The sequence below is a fragment of the Desulfamplus magnetovallimortis genome (assembly GCF_900170035.1).
Lineage (GTDB): Bacteria > Desulfobacterota > Desulfobacteria > Desulfobacterales > Desulfobacteraceae > Desulfamplus > Desulfamplus magnetovallimortis.
In genome coordinates this window covers 101479-118207 of sequence record NZ_LT828540.1, presented here as the reverse complement: position 1 = coordinate 118207, position 16729 = coordinate 101479, and the positions used below count along the sequence as shown (strand labels likewise).

The window sequence follows — 16729 nt, the reverse complement described above, 5'->3', positions numbered from 1 at the left end:
GTACTATATCTTTTTGAGTTTGTTGTAAACATGAGCTCTAATTTAGAAGCCTATGAAATGGAAAAAGCCATTTTTGCGAGATTAATGAACATAGGCTTATCTGCTATGACAGCCTATTTTGCGACAATAGGGACAGGGGATAAGGGGCAAGAATTATTTATATGAAAGTCTCCGTAACAGCCTGTTTTAAAAACGACTTTCATCCCTTCGATTGTGGCGGTAATCCGCCATGTACGTTATTGGAAAATGGTACTGTGCTGACAAAACAGCCAGGTCTTTACGGACGAGATTATTTTTTAATTTTTGGAAAATTAAAAGTTCCCAGGAGTTGTTATCGAAGTGAATATGAAGCCGGCGTCATGCCCTTAGATGCCATGGCTAACCTTCCAGATAGATGTTATTCTTATTTGTTACAAGAATGGATGAATATTTGTAATATTCGCGACAGTTTCAAAGAATCCCAAATTTCTCTTAACAAATTGTTGGGTTTAGAAATAAGCCAAAGTCGCTTTGAAGTTATAAGCCGTGAATCTGCAATAAATTATGATCTTATGCTGAACCATGATTAAAGGATTTAAGGATTAACACGATTAAAAATCAAGATAATCCCTTAATCATGAAAATCATGGTTCAAAAAAAGTGTAAACCGACAAATGAAAGATGCTAAAAAATACAACGATTTAGACTTAATTAAGACTCAGAGAAGTTCAACCTAACAAAGAAAGCACTTCAGAGCATTTCTCCCTGGCTCTTTTCTCTATGGCTTCAGACTCTTTAAGTATCTCGGATTTGTAAGCCTCATCCTCCACATCCTCCATATTGATAAGGACATTCTGGTAAGCACCCCAGATGCCTGTCTCAAGAGCCTTTGCCCCCACCTGGACATCTGATTTTGATGCTGGATTCCCATATCTGGCAACCTCGCAAAGAGCATCCCATGCAGCATCTGCAAGCCTCATTGTCGTCAGTGGAACATTAATCGCTGTTTTAAGACCCGCCTGCATCTTGGCATGTCGTTCGGCCTTCTCTTCATCTGTTCCCCTTGGCATTCTGAGACCTTCCATATATTCGTTAAAGGCAGAGGTGTCAGCGTCGATCATGGGAATCAGTTTTTGTGTCAGATCATGGAGCAGAGGAATATGTTTTCTCATGTGTGCATCCACATTCTCGAATTTTCTTACACCATAGGTAAGCTTAGCCACCATGGAACCAAGGCCTGTGCCAATGGCTGCCATTGCAGCCGATGCAGAACCGCCTCCAGGAGCAGATGTGCGAGCGGCAATCTCCTCAATAAATCCTCTGACACTCAAGGATGCTAAAGGTTCATCCGGTGGTTCTGCAACAATATATTCAATAACCTTCTCTTTGGGATTAAAAGGGGCAACAGAATTTAACCCCAGACGTTCTATTGCCAGTCGAACCTTTTGATCCTCTTCATAAATAAATAGATTTTCCTTTTCAATGTAGTAGTCAGCCGCCATGATAAGGGATTCAAGGGGCACGATTCCCACAATTTCAGAACCAGCAACACCAACATTTAAGGCAGCAGCCTCCTCCTTGACTGATTCAAAGAGTTCATGGATGGCGGTCACATGGTAGTTATTAAGGTTGACGGTTACCTGGGCCATGTTGTATTCATCCACAAACCATCCCATACCCTTTACATCCTTCATGCGGCCTGGTTCATCCTCTCCCCTGCCGGCTTCACGGAGATTCAGGGCAATACGGTGGGCCTGGTTGGAGGTGCCAAGAATATTGACATTATAAGCTATAAGGAACATGCGGGCACCTGTAGCTGTGGCACCCCAGGTGGGAACAAAACTGGCAGGGCCGAAATCAGGTTTCCATTTTGGATCTTTGAGGCGCTCCTCTAAGGCTTCGTATTCACCCTTGCGTACATCCGGAAGCTTGCGCCGATATTCATGTTCTGCAGCCTCTTCGTAGAGAAAAAACGGAACATTCAAGGCTTCTGCTGCCCGTTGAGCAAACTTTTTTGCAATCTTTGCACACTCCTCCATTGTAACACCTGCCACCGGAATAAACGGACAGACATCCATGGCACCAAATCTTGGATGTTCTCCCTTGTGCTTTCGCATGTCAATTCTTTTAAAAGCCACACGAGCCGCTGCAAGTGCTCCCTCAATTACACTTTCTGGATCTCCCACAAAGGTATATACAGTTCTGTGTGTGGATTTTCCTGGATCAACATCAAGAAGGGTACACCCTTCTGTCTTACTTATGGCATCGGCAATTGCATTGATCACATCACGGTCACGCCCCTCTGAAAAATTAGGGACGCATTCAACTATTTTTTTCATTTTTAATCCTTATTTCTATTTTTTCTTATTGTTTTTTTATATTTTTTGAAATTATGATATCTTTTTGAAATTTTTTAAACTTTTTCTGTCTCGGTCTATTTGTCTGAATCACTGATTAAACGGATTAAACGATTACACTCATTGAAAAAATCCGCGTAATACTTCATTTATCAAACAATCTTTTCACCCAATTTGTACACCGAACTTACAGGAGAAACACCGGCATGATATGCAAGAACAGCCGGAGATTTCCCATCCAGAAGCAGAAAATCTGCCTGTTTTCCAACATCAAGGCTTCCCACCCTGGATGCCATGTCAATTGCGTATGCTGAATTAAGAGTGGCTGCTGTCAAAGCCTCAGCCGGAGTCATCTCCATATTAAGGACGGCAAGGCCGATAATGAAAGGCATGGACTCGGTAAAACTTGATCCTGGATTGCAATCCGTTGCAAGTGCCACCGGAAGATTTGTTTCTATCATCTTTCTTGCACGGGCATAGGGCTTTCTTAAACTGTATGCAGTTGCCGGTAAAAGGGTTGCCACCACACCGGCTGCTGCCATTTTTTCCATATTTTCATCACTTGCTGCCAGCAGATGGTCAGCAGATATGGAGGATATTTCAGCGGCAAGAGCTGCACCACCCAAATCGTGCACTTCATCTGCATGAATTTTTGTTCCGAACCCAAGTTTTCTGGCAGCCTTCAGAAGCCTTCTTCCCTGTTCAATTGTAAAAACGCCCTTTTCACAGAAAATATCACAGAACATTGCAACACCCTGTGCCTTGACAGCCGGCAGCATCTCCCTTATCACAAGATCAATAAAACCATCCTTGTCATTTCTGTATTCTGGCGGAACAGCGTGGGCACCAAGAAATGTTGCAACCACATCAAGAGGAGTGGTTCTTGCAACTTTGTCAATCACATTTAGCATTTTAAGTTCATTTTGTGTATCAAGGCCGTAACCGCTTTTAATCTCAACGGTTGTGGTGCCGAATTTGAGAGCTGATAAAACATTTTTGAGGGTTACAGCATATAGTTTTTCTTCGCCTGAATCTGCAACCGCTCTGACAGATGAGAGTATGCCTCCGCCTTTTCCAAGGATCTCAAGATAGGGAGTCCCCCCTATTCTCATCTCAAATTCACCTTCACGCCTTTCAGCAAAGCACATATGTGTGTGCGGGTCAACAAATCCAGGAATCAGGCATTTTCCAGCACAGTCAATTTCCATATGAACATCACAGGAACCTGCGCATGACTTCTCAACACCGGCAAAAAGCTCCGGTTCATTTCCCACAGCCTTAATAAGGCCATCTTCAACAATAATGGCACCATGGGGAAAATGGTTCAGCACAGTTTGTGCCTCACCGGCAGCGGGTCTGCCGTAATCAACGGGTGTATATATATTTGCATTCTTGAATAATTTTCGGATCATGGGAAACCTCATCGCCGCCATGCAAGTCATATAAAAACGTCCATAACTAACTGTTTAAAAATGACTTTGATTCTTTCCATTGTGGCGGTAATCCGCCAAGTACGTTTCAATGTTCGTTGTCGCAGAAGTGTCTGCCTGGCCGTTATTTAAAAATATCTTCCACTGCCCGGCCAACAAGTTTATCATCTGCAACAAAGGGAATGGTAACCTGATCCCCGTTTTCATTATTCCGATTGTAGGCAATGGCAACTTCAACTGCATTGGGATTTCCTGCCCAGTTGCGACGGGCAACGCCTCCCATTACATCCCATGACATGGCTGATTTTATGATCTCATCCACTCTTTCACTGCCGTCCAGCACCAGGCCAAAGCCACCATTGATTGCCTTGCCAATACCTGTACCGCCACCGTTATGAAGCGCCACAAGGGACATGCCCCGTGCGGCATTTCCGGCAAAACAGTGGGTTGCCATATCTGCACACACATTGCTGCCGTCCTTGATATTTGCGGTCTCCCTGAAAGGCGAATCAGTACCACCTGGATCATGATGATCCCGCCCAAGCATTATGGGCCCAACTTCTCCATTTCTAACCATATCATTGAATTTAAGTGCAATTGCTACCCTGCCCCCCGCATCCTGATACAAAATTCTTGCCTGACTTCCCACAACAAGCTTGTTTGCATCGGCATCACGTATCCAGATATAGTTGTCACGATCTTCGGGCCTGCGATCAGGATTGATGCACGACATGGCAGCCTCATCTGTCTTTTTCAGATCTTCGGGCTTTCCACTCAGGCAAACCCAGCGAAAAGGGCCGTATCCATAATCAAAAATTGGCCCCATGATATCTTCAAAATAGGATGGAAAGAGAAAACCATCCTTGGCATCCACGCCATTTTTGACAACTTCAGTGACACCGGCATCAAACACGGCCTTTAAAAAGGCATTGCCATAATCAAAAAAGAATGTGCCCTGCTGTGAAATCTCTTGAATCAGTTCATAGTGACGACGAAGGCTCTTGTCCACAAGTTTTTTAAAGGTCGAACGATCCTCTGCCAAAAGACGTGTGCGCTCCTCAAAGGTGATTCCCTGGGGACAGTATCCGCCATCATATACAACATGGCATGAGGTCTGATCAGAAAGAAGATCAACCTTTAGCCCCTTTTTAGATCCATTTATAATTAGATACTCCAGAAGATCCACAATATTACCATGGTAGGCAATGGATGTGGGTGCTTTTTCATCAATGGCTTTTGACGCAAGGGAGACGATTTCGTCCAGATCAGAGGAGACAAGATCCACCCATCCCTGCTCATGTCGGGTAAGAATGCGGGATAGATCAACCTCGGCTGTTATGGAGACAGCACCGGCAATCATTGCTGCCTTGGGCTGGGCGCCACTCATACCGCCAAGCCCTGATGAAACAAAAAGAAGTCCTGCAAGATCACCGTCTTCTGGCACACCGCACATTTTTCTACCGGCATTGAGAAGGGTGTTGTAGGTGCCGTGAACAATGCCCTGGGGGCCTATGTACATCCAGCCGCCGGCTGTCATCTGGCCATAGGACGAGACCCCCATCTGTGCGGCAACCTCCCAGTCATCCGGATTGTCATAAAGCCCCACCATAAGACCATTGGTGATAATGACCCTCGGGTTGTCAGGAGATGATCTGAAAAGCCCCAAAGGGTGGCCGGACTGCATAACAAGGGTCTGATATTCTGTCATAACTTCAAGATATTTTTTGATAAGGCAATACTGCATCCAGTTCTGGCAGACACTGCCGGTCTCGCCATAGGTCACAAGCTCGTAAGGGTAAAGAGCCACATCAAAATCAAGGTTATTGTCCATCATCAACTGAAATGCCCTGCCGGCTTGGCAATTTCCCTTATACTCATCAATGGCTTTTGCCTTAACGGCACCGTTGGGTCTGAAGCGATATCCGTAAATGCGGCCACGGGTTTTGAGTTCCTCCAGAAATTCCGGTATTAGAGCGGCATGATGCTGTTCCGGAATGTAACGCAAGGCATTCTTCAAGGCGGTACGAGTCTGGCTTTCCGTTAACCTAAACCCCCTGTCCGGTGCACGTCGAATGCCCTCCCTGAATGCTTTAGGTTCAGGAAGTTCATCATCAAGGCGGATTTTCATGGACTGTGCTACATCACTACTATTAAAATTATTAATTATATTCATTATATCTAAATCTCCTTTGATTAATCAACCTTCTTCTTCCTCAATGAACTCCTGATGCTCTGCGTAGCCTGTCCATGGAGCTGCTTTCCTTGTACCGAAGATAAATCTGCCCTTCATTTTTGCGTCCACACCATTGCGGTATATTATGTATATGCGGGTTTTTTTATTTATTTCAATGCTCTCTTCAATCTCGTTTTTCAGGTTTTCAATGATATCTCCTGAACTTTCATATTTGAAAAATGCAAAATTATCTCCGCACTCAATCGCCCCTTTTGAATCAAGCCACTGATACAAACCTTCATAATCCCCTCTGACTCCAAGGTCAAAACTTATCCATATAGATTGTTTCATCATTACTATTCCTTAACATTATTTATCTTATTGTTATTTTATCTTGTTGTTATACCCATTAGACAATGGTTTAAATCTTCCACCAATACGATAGGTGGAACCAGGATATGTCATTCGGCTGTGGGTTACCACCCGCTGATCATCCCAGGTCTGTCGGTGCAGCACCAGACAAGGCTCACTGGATGAAATGTTGAGTAGCTGCCGTGTCATTGCGTCCGGCACTACTGCCTCCACAATGTGCTCAACATCAGTTACAGGTGCAACATTCAAAAGATAATTAGATGGTGTGATAAGGGTAAAATCCTGCTTCAGATAATCAGGGGCAGACAACGGGTTTACATAGCGATCTGCAAGCATAACAGGTTTTCCACAATTTTGATGCACAATAATTGAATGATAGACCGGAGTTCCAGGCATAATTTCCATGGCTGCGGCAAGCTCAGGATTAGCCTCCTCCTCCTGAAGAAGATGCACCTTACAGGTATGAACTCCTCCCCTGCTCCGGATCTCCTCGTCAATGCTGGTAATTTCAAAAAGCGCTGTAAGGGGTTTAGGCTGTGCCACATAGGTTCCCACCCCCTGGATTCTGACAAGATGACCGCTGTTGGAAAGCTCTCTTAAAGCTCGGTTTACGGTCATTCTTGAAACGGAAAGCTCCTTTACCAGTTGATTTTCAGAGGGGATACGGCTGTCAGGTAGCCACTCTCCGGACTGGATACGGGACATTATATGGTCTTTTACCTGCTCGTAAAGTGCTTTAGGGGCTTTCAGTGACATATAAATCAACTCCATTATTTTTGTCAGTACTGTTGCTTCAAGGTTCAGCTTCCTTTAATGTTTCCAATAGCCTTTTCAACCGCTTCAACAATCTCACCACTTTTCAGAACCTTTACCATGGTTTCAATATCTTTGGAAAGATCCCTGTCCTTCTCAAGGTAGGGCACATGTCTTCTGATCACATCATAGGCCACACGGGTGCCAAGCCCTCCTTTCATGGGTTTAGTTTCTGTTATCAGATCATATGCCTGGGCTGCACACAAAAGCTCAATGGCCACAACATTTTCAACATTACCAAGAATCTCTCGGGTCTGGCGAATGCCGATGGTGCCCATGCTCACATGATCCTCCTTGTTGGCAGATGTGGGGATGGAGTCCACGCAGGCAGGATGGGCAAGCACCTTATTTTCCGATACCAGAGCTGCGGCTGCATACTGGGCAATCATGTAGCCGGAATTAAGACCACCATTTTTGACAAGAAAGGCCGGAAGATCACTTAGCTGTGGATTGACCATGCGTTCAATCCTTCTTTCAGATACACTTCCAAGCTCTGCAATACCCATGGAGAGATAGTCGGCAGCCATTGCAACGGGCTGACCATGGAAATTACCTCCAAGACGAATCTCTTCTGTATCAGCAAAGATAAGCGGATTGGTGGTGGTGGAGTTGATCTCTATATCAATCACCTTTTTTGCATGGGCAACAGCATCCTTGCTGGCACCATGAATCTGGGGAGAACATCGAAGGGTGTAGGCATCCTGAACCCTTGCACATCCCCTGTGGGAATCAATAAGTTCACTCTCCTGAATCATTTTGAGAATATTATCCGCAGTTGCAATCTGACCCGGGTGGGGGCGAACCTGGTGAATTCTGGGATCAAATTCAGAGTTGCTGCCCATGAGTACCTCAAGGCTCATTGCACATGCAATGTCTGCTGTTTTGGAAAGCTGTACAGCATCATTTACAACAAGAACACCTATTGCAGTCATCACCTGTGTTCCGTTGATAAGAGCAAGCCCTTCCCCCCCTTCCAGTCTCAAAGGTTCAAGGCAGATCTCTTTGAGAATTTCACCTCCTGGCCTGCGTTCTCCATTGTAGATAGCTTCTCCCTGACCTATCAGCACAAGCCCAAGATGAGCTGTGGGAGCAAGATCTCCACTGGAACCCACAGAACCTTTTTCAGGGATAATGGGGCTAACTCCTTTGTTTAAAAGAGTCAGCATGTGGCGTATGGTATCAATGCGGCATCCGGAATATCCCATGGAAAGATCATGGATACGCAAAGCCATTATTGCCCGCACAACCTCCTCGGGAAGAGGATTTCCAACACCTGCTGCATGGCTCATGATAATATTTTCCTGAAGCTGATGGGTGTCAGCTTCAGGTATTGTTACATTGCAAAGTGCCCCAAAACCTGTTGTTATGCCGTAAATCACCTTTTTTTCAGCTATCCAGCGCCGGATAAGGGCACTGGTCTTCTCCACCCTGGCCTCACCTTTGGAAGAGAAAGCAGCAACAGCATTATGGCGTGCCACTGCCACAAGATCATCATTGGTGATGATCTCTTTATCAAGAAAAATGGTTGTCATTTTATATACTCCTGATATTTCTTAAATTTACCGTAAAAAACCGTTATGAAGGTTTAATCGAACTGACTAACGATTTTATCAATGGCCTTTTGCTTTTCAGAAGCAATGGGCATGGGTCTGTGATTTTTAAGAATCTCATCAAGCCTTGCACGGGCACGATCCAGAAGTGTTGTTCTGCCCTGCGCCACCCATTTATCATGGCTTTGACGACAAAAAAGTTCAGGTTTCCACTGTACCTTCCTCAAATGTTTAAAGGTATGCGGATGGGTCAAAAACTGATTCTGTGAAGCCCCTTCGGGAATAACATTTAAAGCAAGGGTATCATCATTAACTGGAATACCTTTGTACATCCGACGAATCTGATCAATCATTTCATTGACTATGACGATCATATCAAGGCTTCCGCTAAGTCCAAAATCCAGATATCCCACATCATGATTAAGGTTTGAACCAGCAAACACGGACATGAAAGCCTCAAGGCCAGCCTCATAGGATGCCTGCATATCAGGAATCTGGGCATCACTTGTTCCGCCATAGCCCCAGTTAGGAATATCAAGCCATTTGCTCATCTCCACCATTGCCATGTAAGTCATCATATATTCCGGAGCATTGTAGGAACACTGACTTGTGGCCATGTCAAGAACTGCTGCGCCCACTCCCATGAGAAAAGGTGCTCCTGGTGCTGCAAGCTGATGCACAACCATACCAAAAAACGATTCTGCAAGACCCTGCACAGTATGGCCTGCAACTGTCATGGGGGCAGTTGAACAAGCAATTGGTGCCGGGGAGTAAATCACAGGGGAACCTGTTTCTGCACAAAAGATAAGTTTGTCCATGCTGTCAAAGGGGTGTTTTAAGGGGCTTATGGGTTCATCGTACTGAATCCAGTAGGGTTTCTCCCTCAACTCCTTTTCTCCTCCCCGTAGGGCTTTGGAGATTTCCCACATGGCCTTGAGATCCCTTCTCCCTTCTGCTGTATTGACAATGGGTTTGGTACAGTTCTCCGACATGGCTTTAAAACTTTCAAGATAGGAACGGGATGGCGTTACATCATGAGGATGAGCAAAGGACATGATAAAATCAATATTGGGAAGAGCATCGCACACCTTTGCTGCCCTTTTGATGTCCTCAAGTTTTGTGTGATGGCGTTCCATGGTTCTGGAGTCCACAGACCACATAAGGTCAGAGCCGGTTCCAAAATAGGCTCGACGTCCTCCAAGATCCATGGCATGGTTGCCTTCTCTATCATACATTGCAATATTGTTGGGAACGGTCTCTCTTGCCTTTTCCACCAGAGTTGCAGGTATTTTAACCCAGGCTCCCTCACTTCTATCCTCAACTTTACTTCCTGCCGCTTTCAACAATTTTACAGCATCTTCATGGAGAACCAGCATTCCGGTCTCCTCAATAATTTTCAGTGCAGAGGTATAGAGCTTTTCCTTGTCTCCATCGCTTAAAAAGGTAAGCTTTGGTTCAAATCCAATTTCAAAATTTGACAGGTTGTACATGTTTGATCCCCTAAATTGTATTCTTGAGGTATTACTAATACTACTTTGTTAGCTTATCTTAGCTTCCTATTTTTGGTGTCTGAATCAGGATGCCCAGGATGTTCAGGATTAACAAGATTTGCATAATTAACTTTTATCCTGTGAATCCTGACTATACTGATTCAGACAATATAAGAAGATAACAAAGTAGAACTAAAAAATGATAAATTATCGCTTACGAAAGGTAGTTGTATAAACTTGTATTTACAAGTATAGAATTTTAGCTCCGCTGTCAAGCCGATTTTTACCTGCCTGTAAAGAATATAAAGAGGCAACTTTATGATCGCCATCCAGAGGAGTTATAACTGACGAGGAATAATTAGAAATGATTACTTGATAACTTAAAACCCATGTTCTTTTATTTACCGTGGAAATAGATACAAATTTCCATATTCGGGGGTGGCTGAATGCCGGCCATGACCGTTTTCTACTACTTGAAAAATGCCCGTACCCATGAAAAAAAATCACTATTTTCAGTGAAACCATGATGTTTTTCAGTCTCTCTTTTCAATGAACGTTTCTTTTCATTTTTTATATTTTTTTCTTTTCTATTTTTATCAGGACTGTTTTCTGACTTCTCTTTGTTGACCAGATCAAAATGATTTTCCAGTAACGATACAATCTCCTGAACAATCTTGTATTGTTTACCAGTACTTGCAAACGAAGATGAACCATTTTTAAGAAGATAAGTATTTGAAAGATCGGCAAGAGCTGAACTTGTTGAGACACCAGGAGTATTTTCGCAGGTTTCCACAAGTCCTGATAATCGCACTATGGAACAGGCAAACTGGGTAAGAGCTGCTATTTCCCTATATTCAGGGTCTGCGAATTCAGGGGATGGCCAATATGCAACTGCTGCACATATCTTTTCCGGAAGATGCCATGAAGCAAGAATTTTACTTGCAAGAAGACCTCCTGTGGTTTTAAATATCTTGAATTCAGCCTCATGAAGAGGTGTTCCGGTTTTTCTGGCAACAGCAATACATTTATTAAAAGCTGCGGGATCATAAACAGCAAGTATCAATTTGCCTATTCCCTGTAGCAACCCTGAAATGTAAAGCTCTCCCGGCAATGATTCAACAAGAAGCCTTGGGTCACCAAGCCTTCTGTTTGCAATTGCACATGCCCAGGACTCTTCCCAGAACTCCTTGTCGGAAAATCCACTTAAATCAGGAAATGGTGGCAATGCACTTTTAAAAAGGTACATATATAGTGCAAAGATGCTTTCACTTAGACCAATACGCATCAGTGCCGTGCGAAGACCTGTTATTTCAATACCAGTGCCATAATATGGTGAATTGGCAAGGTTCAGAATCTGGGCAAAAAGTACAGGGTCTCTTTCAACCAGTTTTTCAAGCTCAATTATATCAATTTTGTCAACTGGTTGTTGAACCATTTTCATAAGATGTTCAGCAGAAGAAGGCAGGGAGGGAATTTTTATTCCTGAATCAATGATCTCCTGTGCTATAATATCAGCCATTATATTTTTATAAGGCATATTAATGTCTCCTGGGTTACTACTTCTTAACTCATCAGTAACAGTTTTTTTTGATTTCATACAACCAATATCCATGATATTTACTTCAATAGCAATTGATTTTCAAAAATGAAATATCAAACTGGTTCACCTTGCATGGTACTTTGTGGACAAGAAAAAATAAAATGAAAAAAAACAAACTAATTGAACGATACAGCCGTAATTTCAATACATTAACTGAACAAGAGCAATCTTTGCTTTTAAAAGCAAAAGTGTGCATTGCAGGTCTTGGCGGACTTGGGGGAGCTGTAACAGAGATGCTTGCAAGAGTGGGGGTTGGATATTTAACCCTTGTTGATGGAGATATCTTTGAAGCAAGCAACCTTAACCGGCAGCTTTTTTCCACAGAGGCCACAATAGGAGCATCCAAAGCTTCTGTTGCACTTCAACGTGTAAAAGCTATTAATTCCGATGTCAATGTCACAATATACGAAACTTTCCTGACACATGAAAACTGCAATAAAATTCTTAATGGCAATAATCTTGTTGTGGATTGCCTGGACTCCATCAATGATCGTTTCATGCTTCAGAAAGCAGCCCAAAAGGCAAAAATTCCCCTTGTATCCGGTGCCATTGCCGGAACATCGGGACAGGTAACCACAATTTACCCTGATGACAGCGGTTTTGAGCTTATATATGGTAAAACAACTGACACCAGATATAGTGAAAAAGGCATTGAAAGCCTTCTTGGAAATCTATCTTACTGTGCCCTTTTTATTGCTTCTATTCAGGCTTCGGAAACTCTCAAAGTGATTTTAAACAGAGGAAATACCCTCAGAAATCGTCTTTTTATAGCTGATCTTATGACAAATACTTTTGATATAATGACACTTCAATAGTGATACCCAAAGAAAGCCCAGAATTGAAATAATGATGAACCTGTAAAAAAAGAAAGCCCAGAATTGAAATAAGATGAACATATAAACTCGATGTTCGAGTTTTTAGTTTCAATAAATGGTATAAAACTTGCTATTGGCTTGTAAGACCCTGATATTATAATTCAAATAAGCATATTTTATTTTTATATCAAAAAAAATCTAAGTTTATAGCTTGAGTGTAAAAATCCATAAAACATTATTATTTTACAGATTAAATGTTTAAATTGATCAGTTTATTTCAGGTTTTCTTGAGTATTCAGTGTTTCAGCAATAATCATACCAATATACTCATAAAAAAACTCGAACATCGAGTATAAAAAAATCCGATTTCGAGATTTTTTTTACTCTTAACCCACTGAAATTATAAATAGCCATCTTGATGTTGTGGACTTTTTACGAGATCATCAAATAAGATAATTTAGTATAGGCGTCACTCGTGAGGAGGAAAATATGTTTGAGGAAGCTGCAAAACTTATCAGGACATCCAGAAGAACAATTGCATTTACCGGCGCAGGCATCTCCGTAGAAAGCGGTATTCCGCCCTTCAGGGGTGAAAACGGCCTGTGGAACCGATATGATCCAGCTACATTTGACATAAATTATTTTATGAGCAACCCACAGCAATCATGGACAGTGATGCGTGATATCTTTTATGATCTGTTTGGCAATGTAAAGCCCAATGCTGCCCATTATGCACTTGCTGAACTTGAAGCAAGGGGCATGCTTCAAGGCATTATCACCCAGAATGTTGACAATCTTCACACAGATGCCGGAAGTGCAGTTGTCCACGAATTCCACGGTTCACTTAAAAAACTTGTCTGCATTAAGTGCAACAAAAAAATTCCTGTTGAAAAGGTTTCTCTTGATATACTTCCTCCCCGATGCACAAAATGTCAGGGGATTTTAAAACCAGATGCGGTTTTTTTTGGTGAAGGCATTCCTGAAAATCCCTATACCAGCGCATTCAGGGAAGCTGAAAGGTCGAATCTGTTTATACTCATAGGCTCAACCGGGGAGGTTGCACCGGCAAACATGATTCCTCGAATGGCAAAGGGAAATGGTGCAAAAATTATTGAAATCAACATAGCAGAATCATCTTATACCGGCAGTGTCACAGATATATTTCTTCAGGGAAAGGCAACAGAGATGATGGAACTGCTTGTTGAAGCCATTGATTCTGAATAATAACATTCCAGATTAATAATTTTATCGGTGCGAATGTTAGTGCTTCGTCAAAGCTAAGATTTAGGGTTGAGCCAGTTGAAACAAGTTCTAAATCTGCATAGATCAAAAGATCCCAACCCTACTATTAAACGGACATGATTGCGTATTACTCAAAATCGACATCTTACTACTTTATCAGCAGTTATTGCATTTGTCTGAATCAGGATAACCAGGATGGATAGGATGTTAAGGATAGATAATCCTGCCTTATCTTGTTAATCTTGAGAATCCTGATTCAGACAGTATTGACAAGGCTTAAGATGTTATAGGTGTCGATTTTAAGGTATTAATCACCCCCAAATATAAAAATGATAGTCATTTTCGGCATGCTTCATTTTCCAGTTTACACTTTCCTGAGAGAAAGCTCTGAGTGGTGGGAATCTCTCACAAAAAAGTGTAAAGTACTGTTGGGTTCATATGAAGGATGCCTCATTTTCATGGTAAACGATCATGGCTGGAAGTCAGCCACCCCCGAACATGGAAACAATGTATCTATTTCCACTGTAAAATTATTTTTATGAAGATCTATTGTAACATTTAAAAAAGGAGTTTATTAAATGAGTGAAGATTGTCTGTTCTGCAAAATTGTAAATCGCCAGATCCCTTCTGAATTTCTTTATGAGGATGATGACTGCGTAGTATTCAGGGATATCAACCCCCATGCACCTGTACATATTTTGATTGTTCCCAAAAGACACATCCGGAGCATCAATGATCTGCAAGATGGAGACACAGACCTTTTAGGCAGACTCTTTCTTGTGGCAAAACAGATGGCAAAGAGTGAAGGCGTGAATGAATCAGGCTACAAACTGCTTTTCAATGTTGAAAAAGGCGGTGGCCAGGTGATTTTTCATATTCATCTTCATCTGATAGGCGGATGGGAGAAAAAATAACAATATGGTGATCCAGCATCCTGAACCCGGACGATCAATGGTGATGTTCTGCGGGGATTGCATCACCTTTACCCTCACAGTTCCTGAAAATATTGCCGGCAACGCCTGGATACGGACAGATCTTGGACGGGCATCCATATCAAGGCAGGAGATTATCAACCGGGTTGAGCTGGATGAGATCAAGCTTAATGAGGCGTGGCATGACATAAAGATGACACGCCTCTCCAACACTCTTTTTTCCATAACCCTTCCAATTTTTGAAACAGGCCATTTCCAGGCAAAATGCTTTTTTGAACCAGATTCTGCAACGGATTCACACTGTATGCCTGGTTCCTGTATGCAGCCAATGTGGCCGGAAGGTGAAAACTGCGTCATAAATGTTGATACAGCCGGAGCATGCTGCGCCAATATAATATATAATGCTTTTACAAGACAGTTTGGCAATACAAAATGGAGCAATAACATCTTATTTGATGCAGATTCACCCCAAAAAAATGCATCAAACCAATATTACAATAACATCTCTTCTAATGCAGATTCCCACAAAGAATCTTGTGGGAACAACAACACCTTATCTCCTTCCCCACCTTCTTCCCCAAAAGAAGCTAAGTGTAATAAACTATCCCCATCAAATCTGACTTCCTCAAAAAATAGCCATATCAATGAAATGGTTGAAAATCTTGATGCCCTTGGCTACACAGTTATTCCGCCATCCGGTACATTCAGGGATCTTATTCAACATGTTGATTTTGTATTTTCTGAACTTGGATGCAGGGTACTACAGCTTCTTCCGATTCATCCCACGCCTACCACCTACGCCCGTATGGGGCGTTTTGGAAGCCCCTATGCAGCACTTGATTTCATGGATGTGGATCCGGCACTTGCCATATTTGATACTTCTGCCACACCAATGGAGCAGTTCATGGAGCTTGCAGATAAAGTTCACTCCCATTGTGGCTATCTTATTCTTGATATTGCAATCAACCATACAGGATGGGCATCGGGCATACACCAGAGCCATCCCCACTGGCTTGTCAGAGATAAAGAGGGAAAAATTGAAGTTCCCGGGGCATGGGGGGTCAAATGGGAAGATTTGACCCGCCTTGATTATTCGTGCAAAGATCTTTGGCAGTATATGGGAGAAATGTTCCTTGTGTGGTGCCGTCGTGGTGTGGATGGATTTCGGTGCGACGCTGCCTACATGATTCCTGTTCCTACCTGGGAATATATTGTTGCAAGGGTACGACGGGAGTTTCCTGACACCCTTTTTTTTCTGGAAGGACTTGGGGGCAGCATACAGGCAACATGTGATCTTTTGAACAAAGCCAACATGAACTGGGCATATTCAGAACTTTTTCAAAATTATCAGAAAGATGAAATTGAAAAATACCTGCCTCTATCCACAGATATTTCCCAAAAATATGGATTGATGATCCATTTTGCAGAGACCCATGACAATCCAAGGCTTGCCTCTGTCTCTTCCAGATATGCCATGATGCGCACGGCTCTTTGTGCTCTTTTTTCCGTTTCAGGGGGATTTGGTTTTACTGCCGGAGTGGAGTGGTTTGCAACTGAAAAAATTGATGTGCATCAATCTCCTTCCCTTAACTGGGGTTCTCCATCAAATCAAGTAAGCCAAATTCGTACATTGAACCTTCTTCTTAGAAATCATCCTGTATTTTTCAATAACAGCACAATCACCTTTATCCATAAAAACAACAATCAGGATGACAAAAAGCTCCAAACACTTGCTCTTTTACGTGTTCACAAAGATTTGCAAAAAAAATTGCTGATTCTGGTTAATCTGGATTGTGAAAATCCTGCAAAGGTTTTCTGGGATAAAGATGATTTCAACTTGTACGGCAACAGTTTTTTCGACCTTCTTTGGGGACTTTACACCGGCAACACAGAAGATAATAATAAAAAAATAACTATCCATCCTGATATTGACAAGGAAAACTCTCTTTTCTACCTGACCCTGATGCCTGGACAGG

Annotated in this window: 13 protein-coding genes; 5 read left to right on the top strand and 8 right to left on the bottom strand. The window is 42.6% G+C overall.

Annotation, left to right across the window (positions count from 1 at the left end; all coding sequences use genetic code 11):
* Positions 1–161 precede the first annotated feature (161 nt).
* Entirely contained in the window at positions 162–569 is a 408-nt protein-coding gene (locus MTBBW1_RS00530) for a hypothetical protein (protein ID WP_080797669.1), read from the top strand.
* A gap of 138 nt (positions 570–707) precedes the next feature.
* Here the strand turns inward: MTBBW1_RS00530 and ftcD are convergent, their stop codons facing one another.
* The 8 genes from ftcD to MTBBW1_RS00490 form a co-directional block, all read right to left on the bottom strand.
* Complete coding sequence (ftcD, locus tag MTBBW1_RS00525; RefSeq protein WP_080797668.1) at positions 708–2318, bottom strand: glutamate formimidoyltransferase; 1611 nt, start codon at positions 2316–2318, stop codon at positions 708–710.
* A gap of 170 nt (positions 2319–2488) precedes the next feature.
* Positions 2489–3748 carry an imidazolonepropionase gene (hutI, locus tag MTBBW1_RS00520; protein ID WP_080799615.1) on the bottom strand — a complete coding sequence of 420 codons (1260 nt, stop codon included), beginning with the start codon at positions 3746–3748 and terminating at the stop codon, positions 2489–2491.
* 142 nt (positions 3749–3890) lie between these two features.
* Positions 3891–5939 carry a urocanate hydratase gene (locus MTBBW1_RS00515; RefSeq protein WP_080797666.1) on the bottom strand — a complete coding sequence of 683 codons (2049 nt, stop codon included), beginning with the start codon at positions 5937–5939 and terminating at the stop codon, positions 3891–3893.
* A gap of 24 nt (positions 5940–5963) precedes the next feature.
* Positions 5964–6293: a hypothetical protein gene (locus MTBBW1_RS00510; RefSeq protein ID WP_222423961.1), complete on the bottom strand. Its 330-nt coding sequence runs from the start codon at positions 6291–6293 to the stop codon at positions 5964–5966.
* A 30-nt stretch (positions 6294–6323) separates the two neighbouring features.
* A complete protein-coding gene (gene hutC / locus MTBBW1_RS00505) occupies positions 6324–7067 on the bottom strand; it encodes a histidine utilization transcriptional repressor HutC (RefSeq protein WP_245809199.1) in 744 nt (247 codons plus the stop codon).
* Positions 7068–7111: 44 nt separating this feature from the next.
* Positions 7112–8656 (bottom strand): histidine ammonia-lyase, encoded by a 1545-nt coding sequence (gene hutH / locus MTBBW1_RS00500; protein WP_080797661.1) that lies wholly within the window; start codon positions 8654–8656, stop codon positions 7112–7114.
* A gap of 53 nt (positions 8657–8709) precedes the next feature.
* The gene (locus MTBBW1_RS00495) at positions 8710–10164 is read right to left on the bottom strand and encodes a trimethylamine methyltransferase family protein (RefSeq protein WP_080797659.1); all 1455 of its coding nucleotides are present in this window, start codon (positions 10162–10164) and stop codon (positions 8710–8712) included.
* Between the two features lie 469 nt (positions 10165–10633).
* A complete protein-coding gene (locus tag MTBBW1_RS00490; protein ID WP_186441000.1) occupies positions 10634–11761 on the bottom strand; it encodes an HDOD domain-containing protein in 1128 nt (375 codons plus the stop codon).
* A 104-nt stretch (positions 11762–11865) separates the two neighbouring features.
* Here MTBBW1_RS00490 and MTBBW1_RS00485 point away from each other — a divergent pair, with 104 nt between their 5' ends.
* From MTBBW1_RS00485 to MTBBW1_RS00465, 4 genes are all read left to right on the top strand, one after another.
* On the top strand, positions 11866–12579 hold the full coding sequence (locus MTBBW1_RS00485; protein WP_080797656.1) for a HesA/MoeB/ThiF family protein: 714 nt from the start codon (positions 11866–11868) through the stop codon (positions 12577–12579).
* A gap of 489 nt (positions 12580–13068) precedes the next feature.
* Positions 13069–13803, top strand: coding sequence for an SIR2 family NAD-dependent protein deacylase (locus MTBBW1_RS00480; RefSeq protein ID WP_080797654.1), 735 nt, complete (start codon positions 13069–13071; stop codon positions 13801–13803).
* A 596-nt stretch (positions 13804–14399) separates the two neighbouring features.
* A complete protein-coding gene (locus tag MTBBW1_RS00470) occupies positions 14400–14735 on the top strand; it encodes a histidine triad nucleotide-binding protein (RefSeq protein ID WP_080797650.1) in 336 nt (111 codons plus the stop codon).
* A 4-nt stretch (positions 14736–14739) separates the two neighbouring features.
* The coding region (locus MTBBW1_RS00465) for an alpha-amylase family glycosyl hydrolase (protein WP_245809198.1) at positions 14740–16729 on the top strand (1990 nt) is incomplete at its 3' end.

Bases quoted from the DNA above. Each gene is read 5' to 3' on its own strand.
- hutI (WP_080799615.1), bottom strand. From the start codon at position 3,748: ATGATCCGAAAATTATTCAAGAATGCAAATATATATACACCCGTTGAT.
- hutH (WP_080797661.1), bottom strand. From the start codon at position 8,656: ATGACAACCATTTTTCTTGATAAAGAGATCATCACCAATGATGATCTT.
- hutC (WP_245809199.1), bottom strand. From the start codon at position 7,067: ATGTCACTGAAAGCCCCTAAAGCACTTTACGAGCAGGTAAAAGACCAT.
- ftcD (WP_080797668.1), bottom strand. From the start codon at position 2,318: ATGAAAAAAATAGTTGAATGCGTCCCTAATTTTTCAGAGGGGCGTGAC.
- MTBBW1_RS00495 (WP_080797659.1), bottom strand. From the start codon at position 10,164: ATGTACAACCTGTCAAATTTTGAAATTGGATTTGAACCAAAGCTTACC.
- MTBBW1_RS00490 (WP_186441000.1), bottom strand. From the start codon at position 11,761: ATGAAATCAAAAAAAACTGTTACTGATGAGTTAAGAAGTAGTAACCCA.
- MTBBW1_RS00480 (WP_080797654.1), top strand. From the start codon at position 13,069: ATGTTTGAGGAAGCTGCAAAACTTATCAGGACATCCAGAAGAACAATT.
- MTBBW1_RS00510 (WP_222423961.1), bottom strand. From the start codon at position 6,293: ATGATGAAACAATCTATATGGATAAGTTTTGACCTTGGAGTCAGAGGG.
- MTBBW1_RS00515 (WP_080797666.1), bottom strand. From the start codon at position 5,939: ATGAATATAATTAATAATTTTAATAGTAGTGATGTAGCACAGTCCATG.
- MTBBW1_RS00530 (WP_080797669.1), top strand. From the start codon at position 162: ATGAAAGTCTCCGTAACAGCCTGTTTTAAAAACGACTTTCATCCCTTC.
- MTBBW1_RS00485 (WP_080797656.1), top strand. From the start codon at position 11,866: ATGAAAAAAAACAAACTAATTGAACGATACAGCCGTAATTTCAATACA.
- MTBBW1_RS00470 (WP_080797650.1), top strand. From the start codon at position 14,400: ATGAGTGAAGATTGTCTGTTCTGCAAAATTGTAAATCGCCAGATCCCT.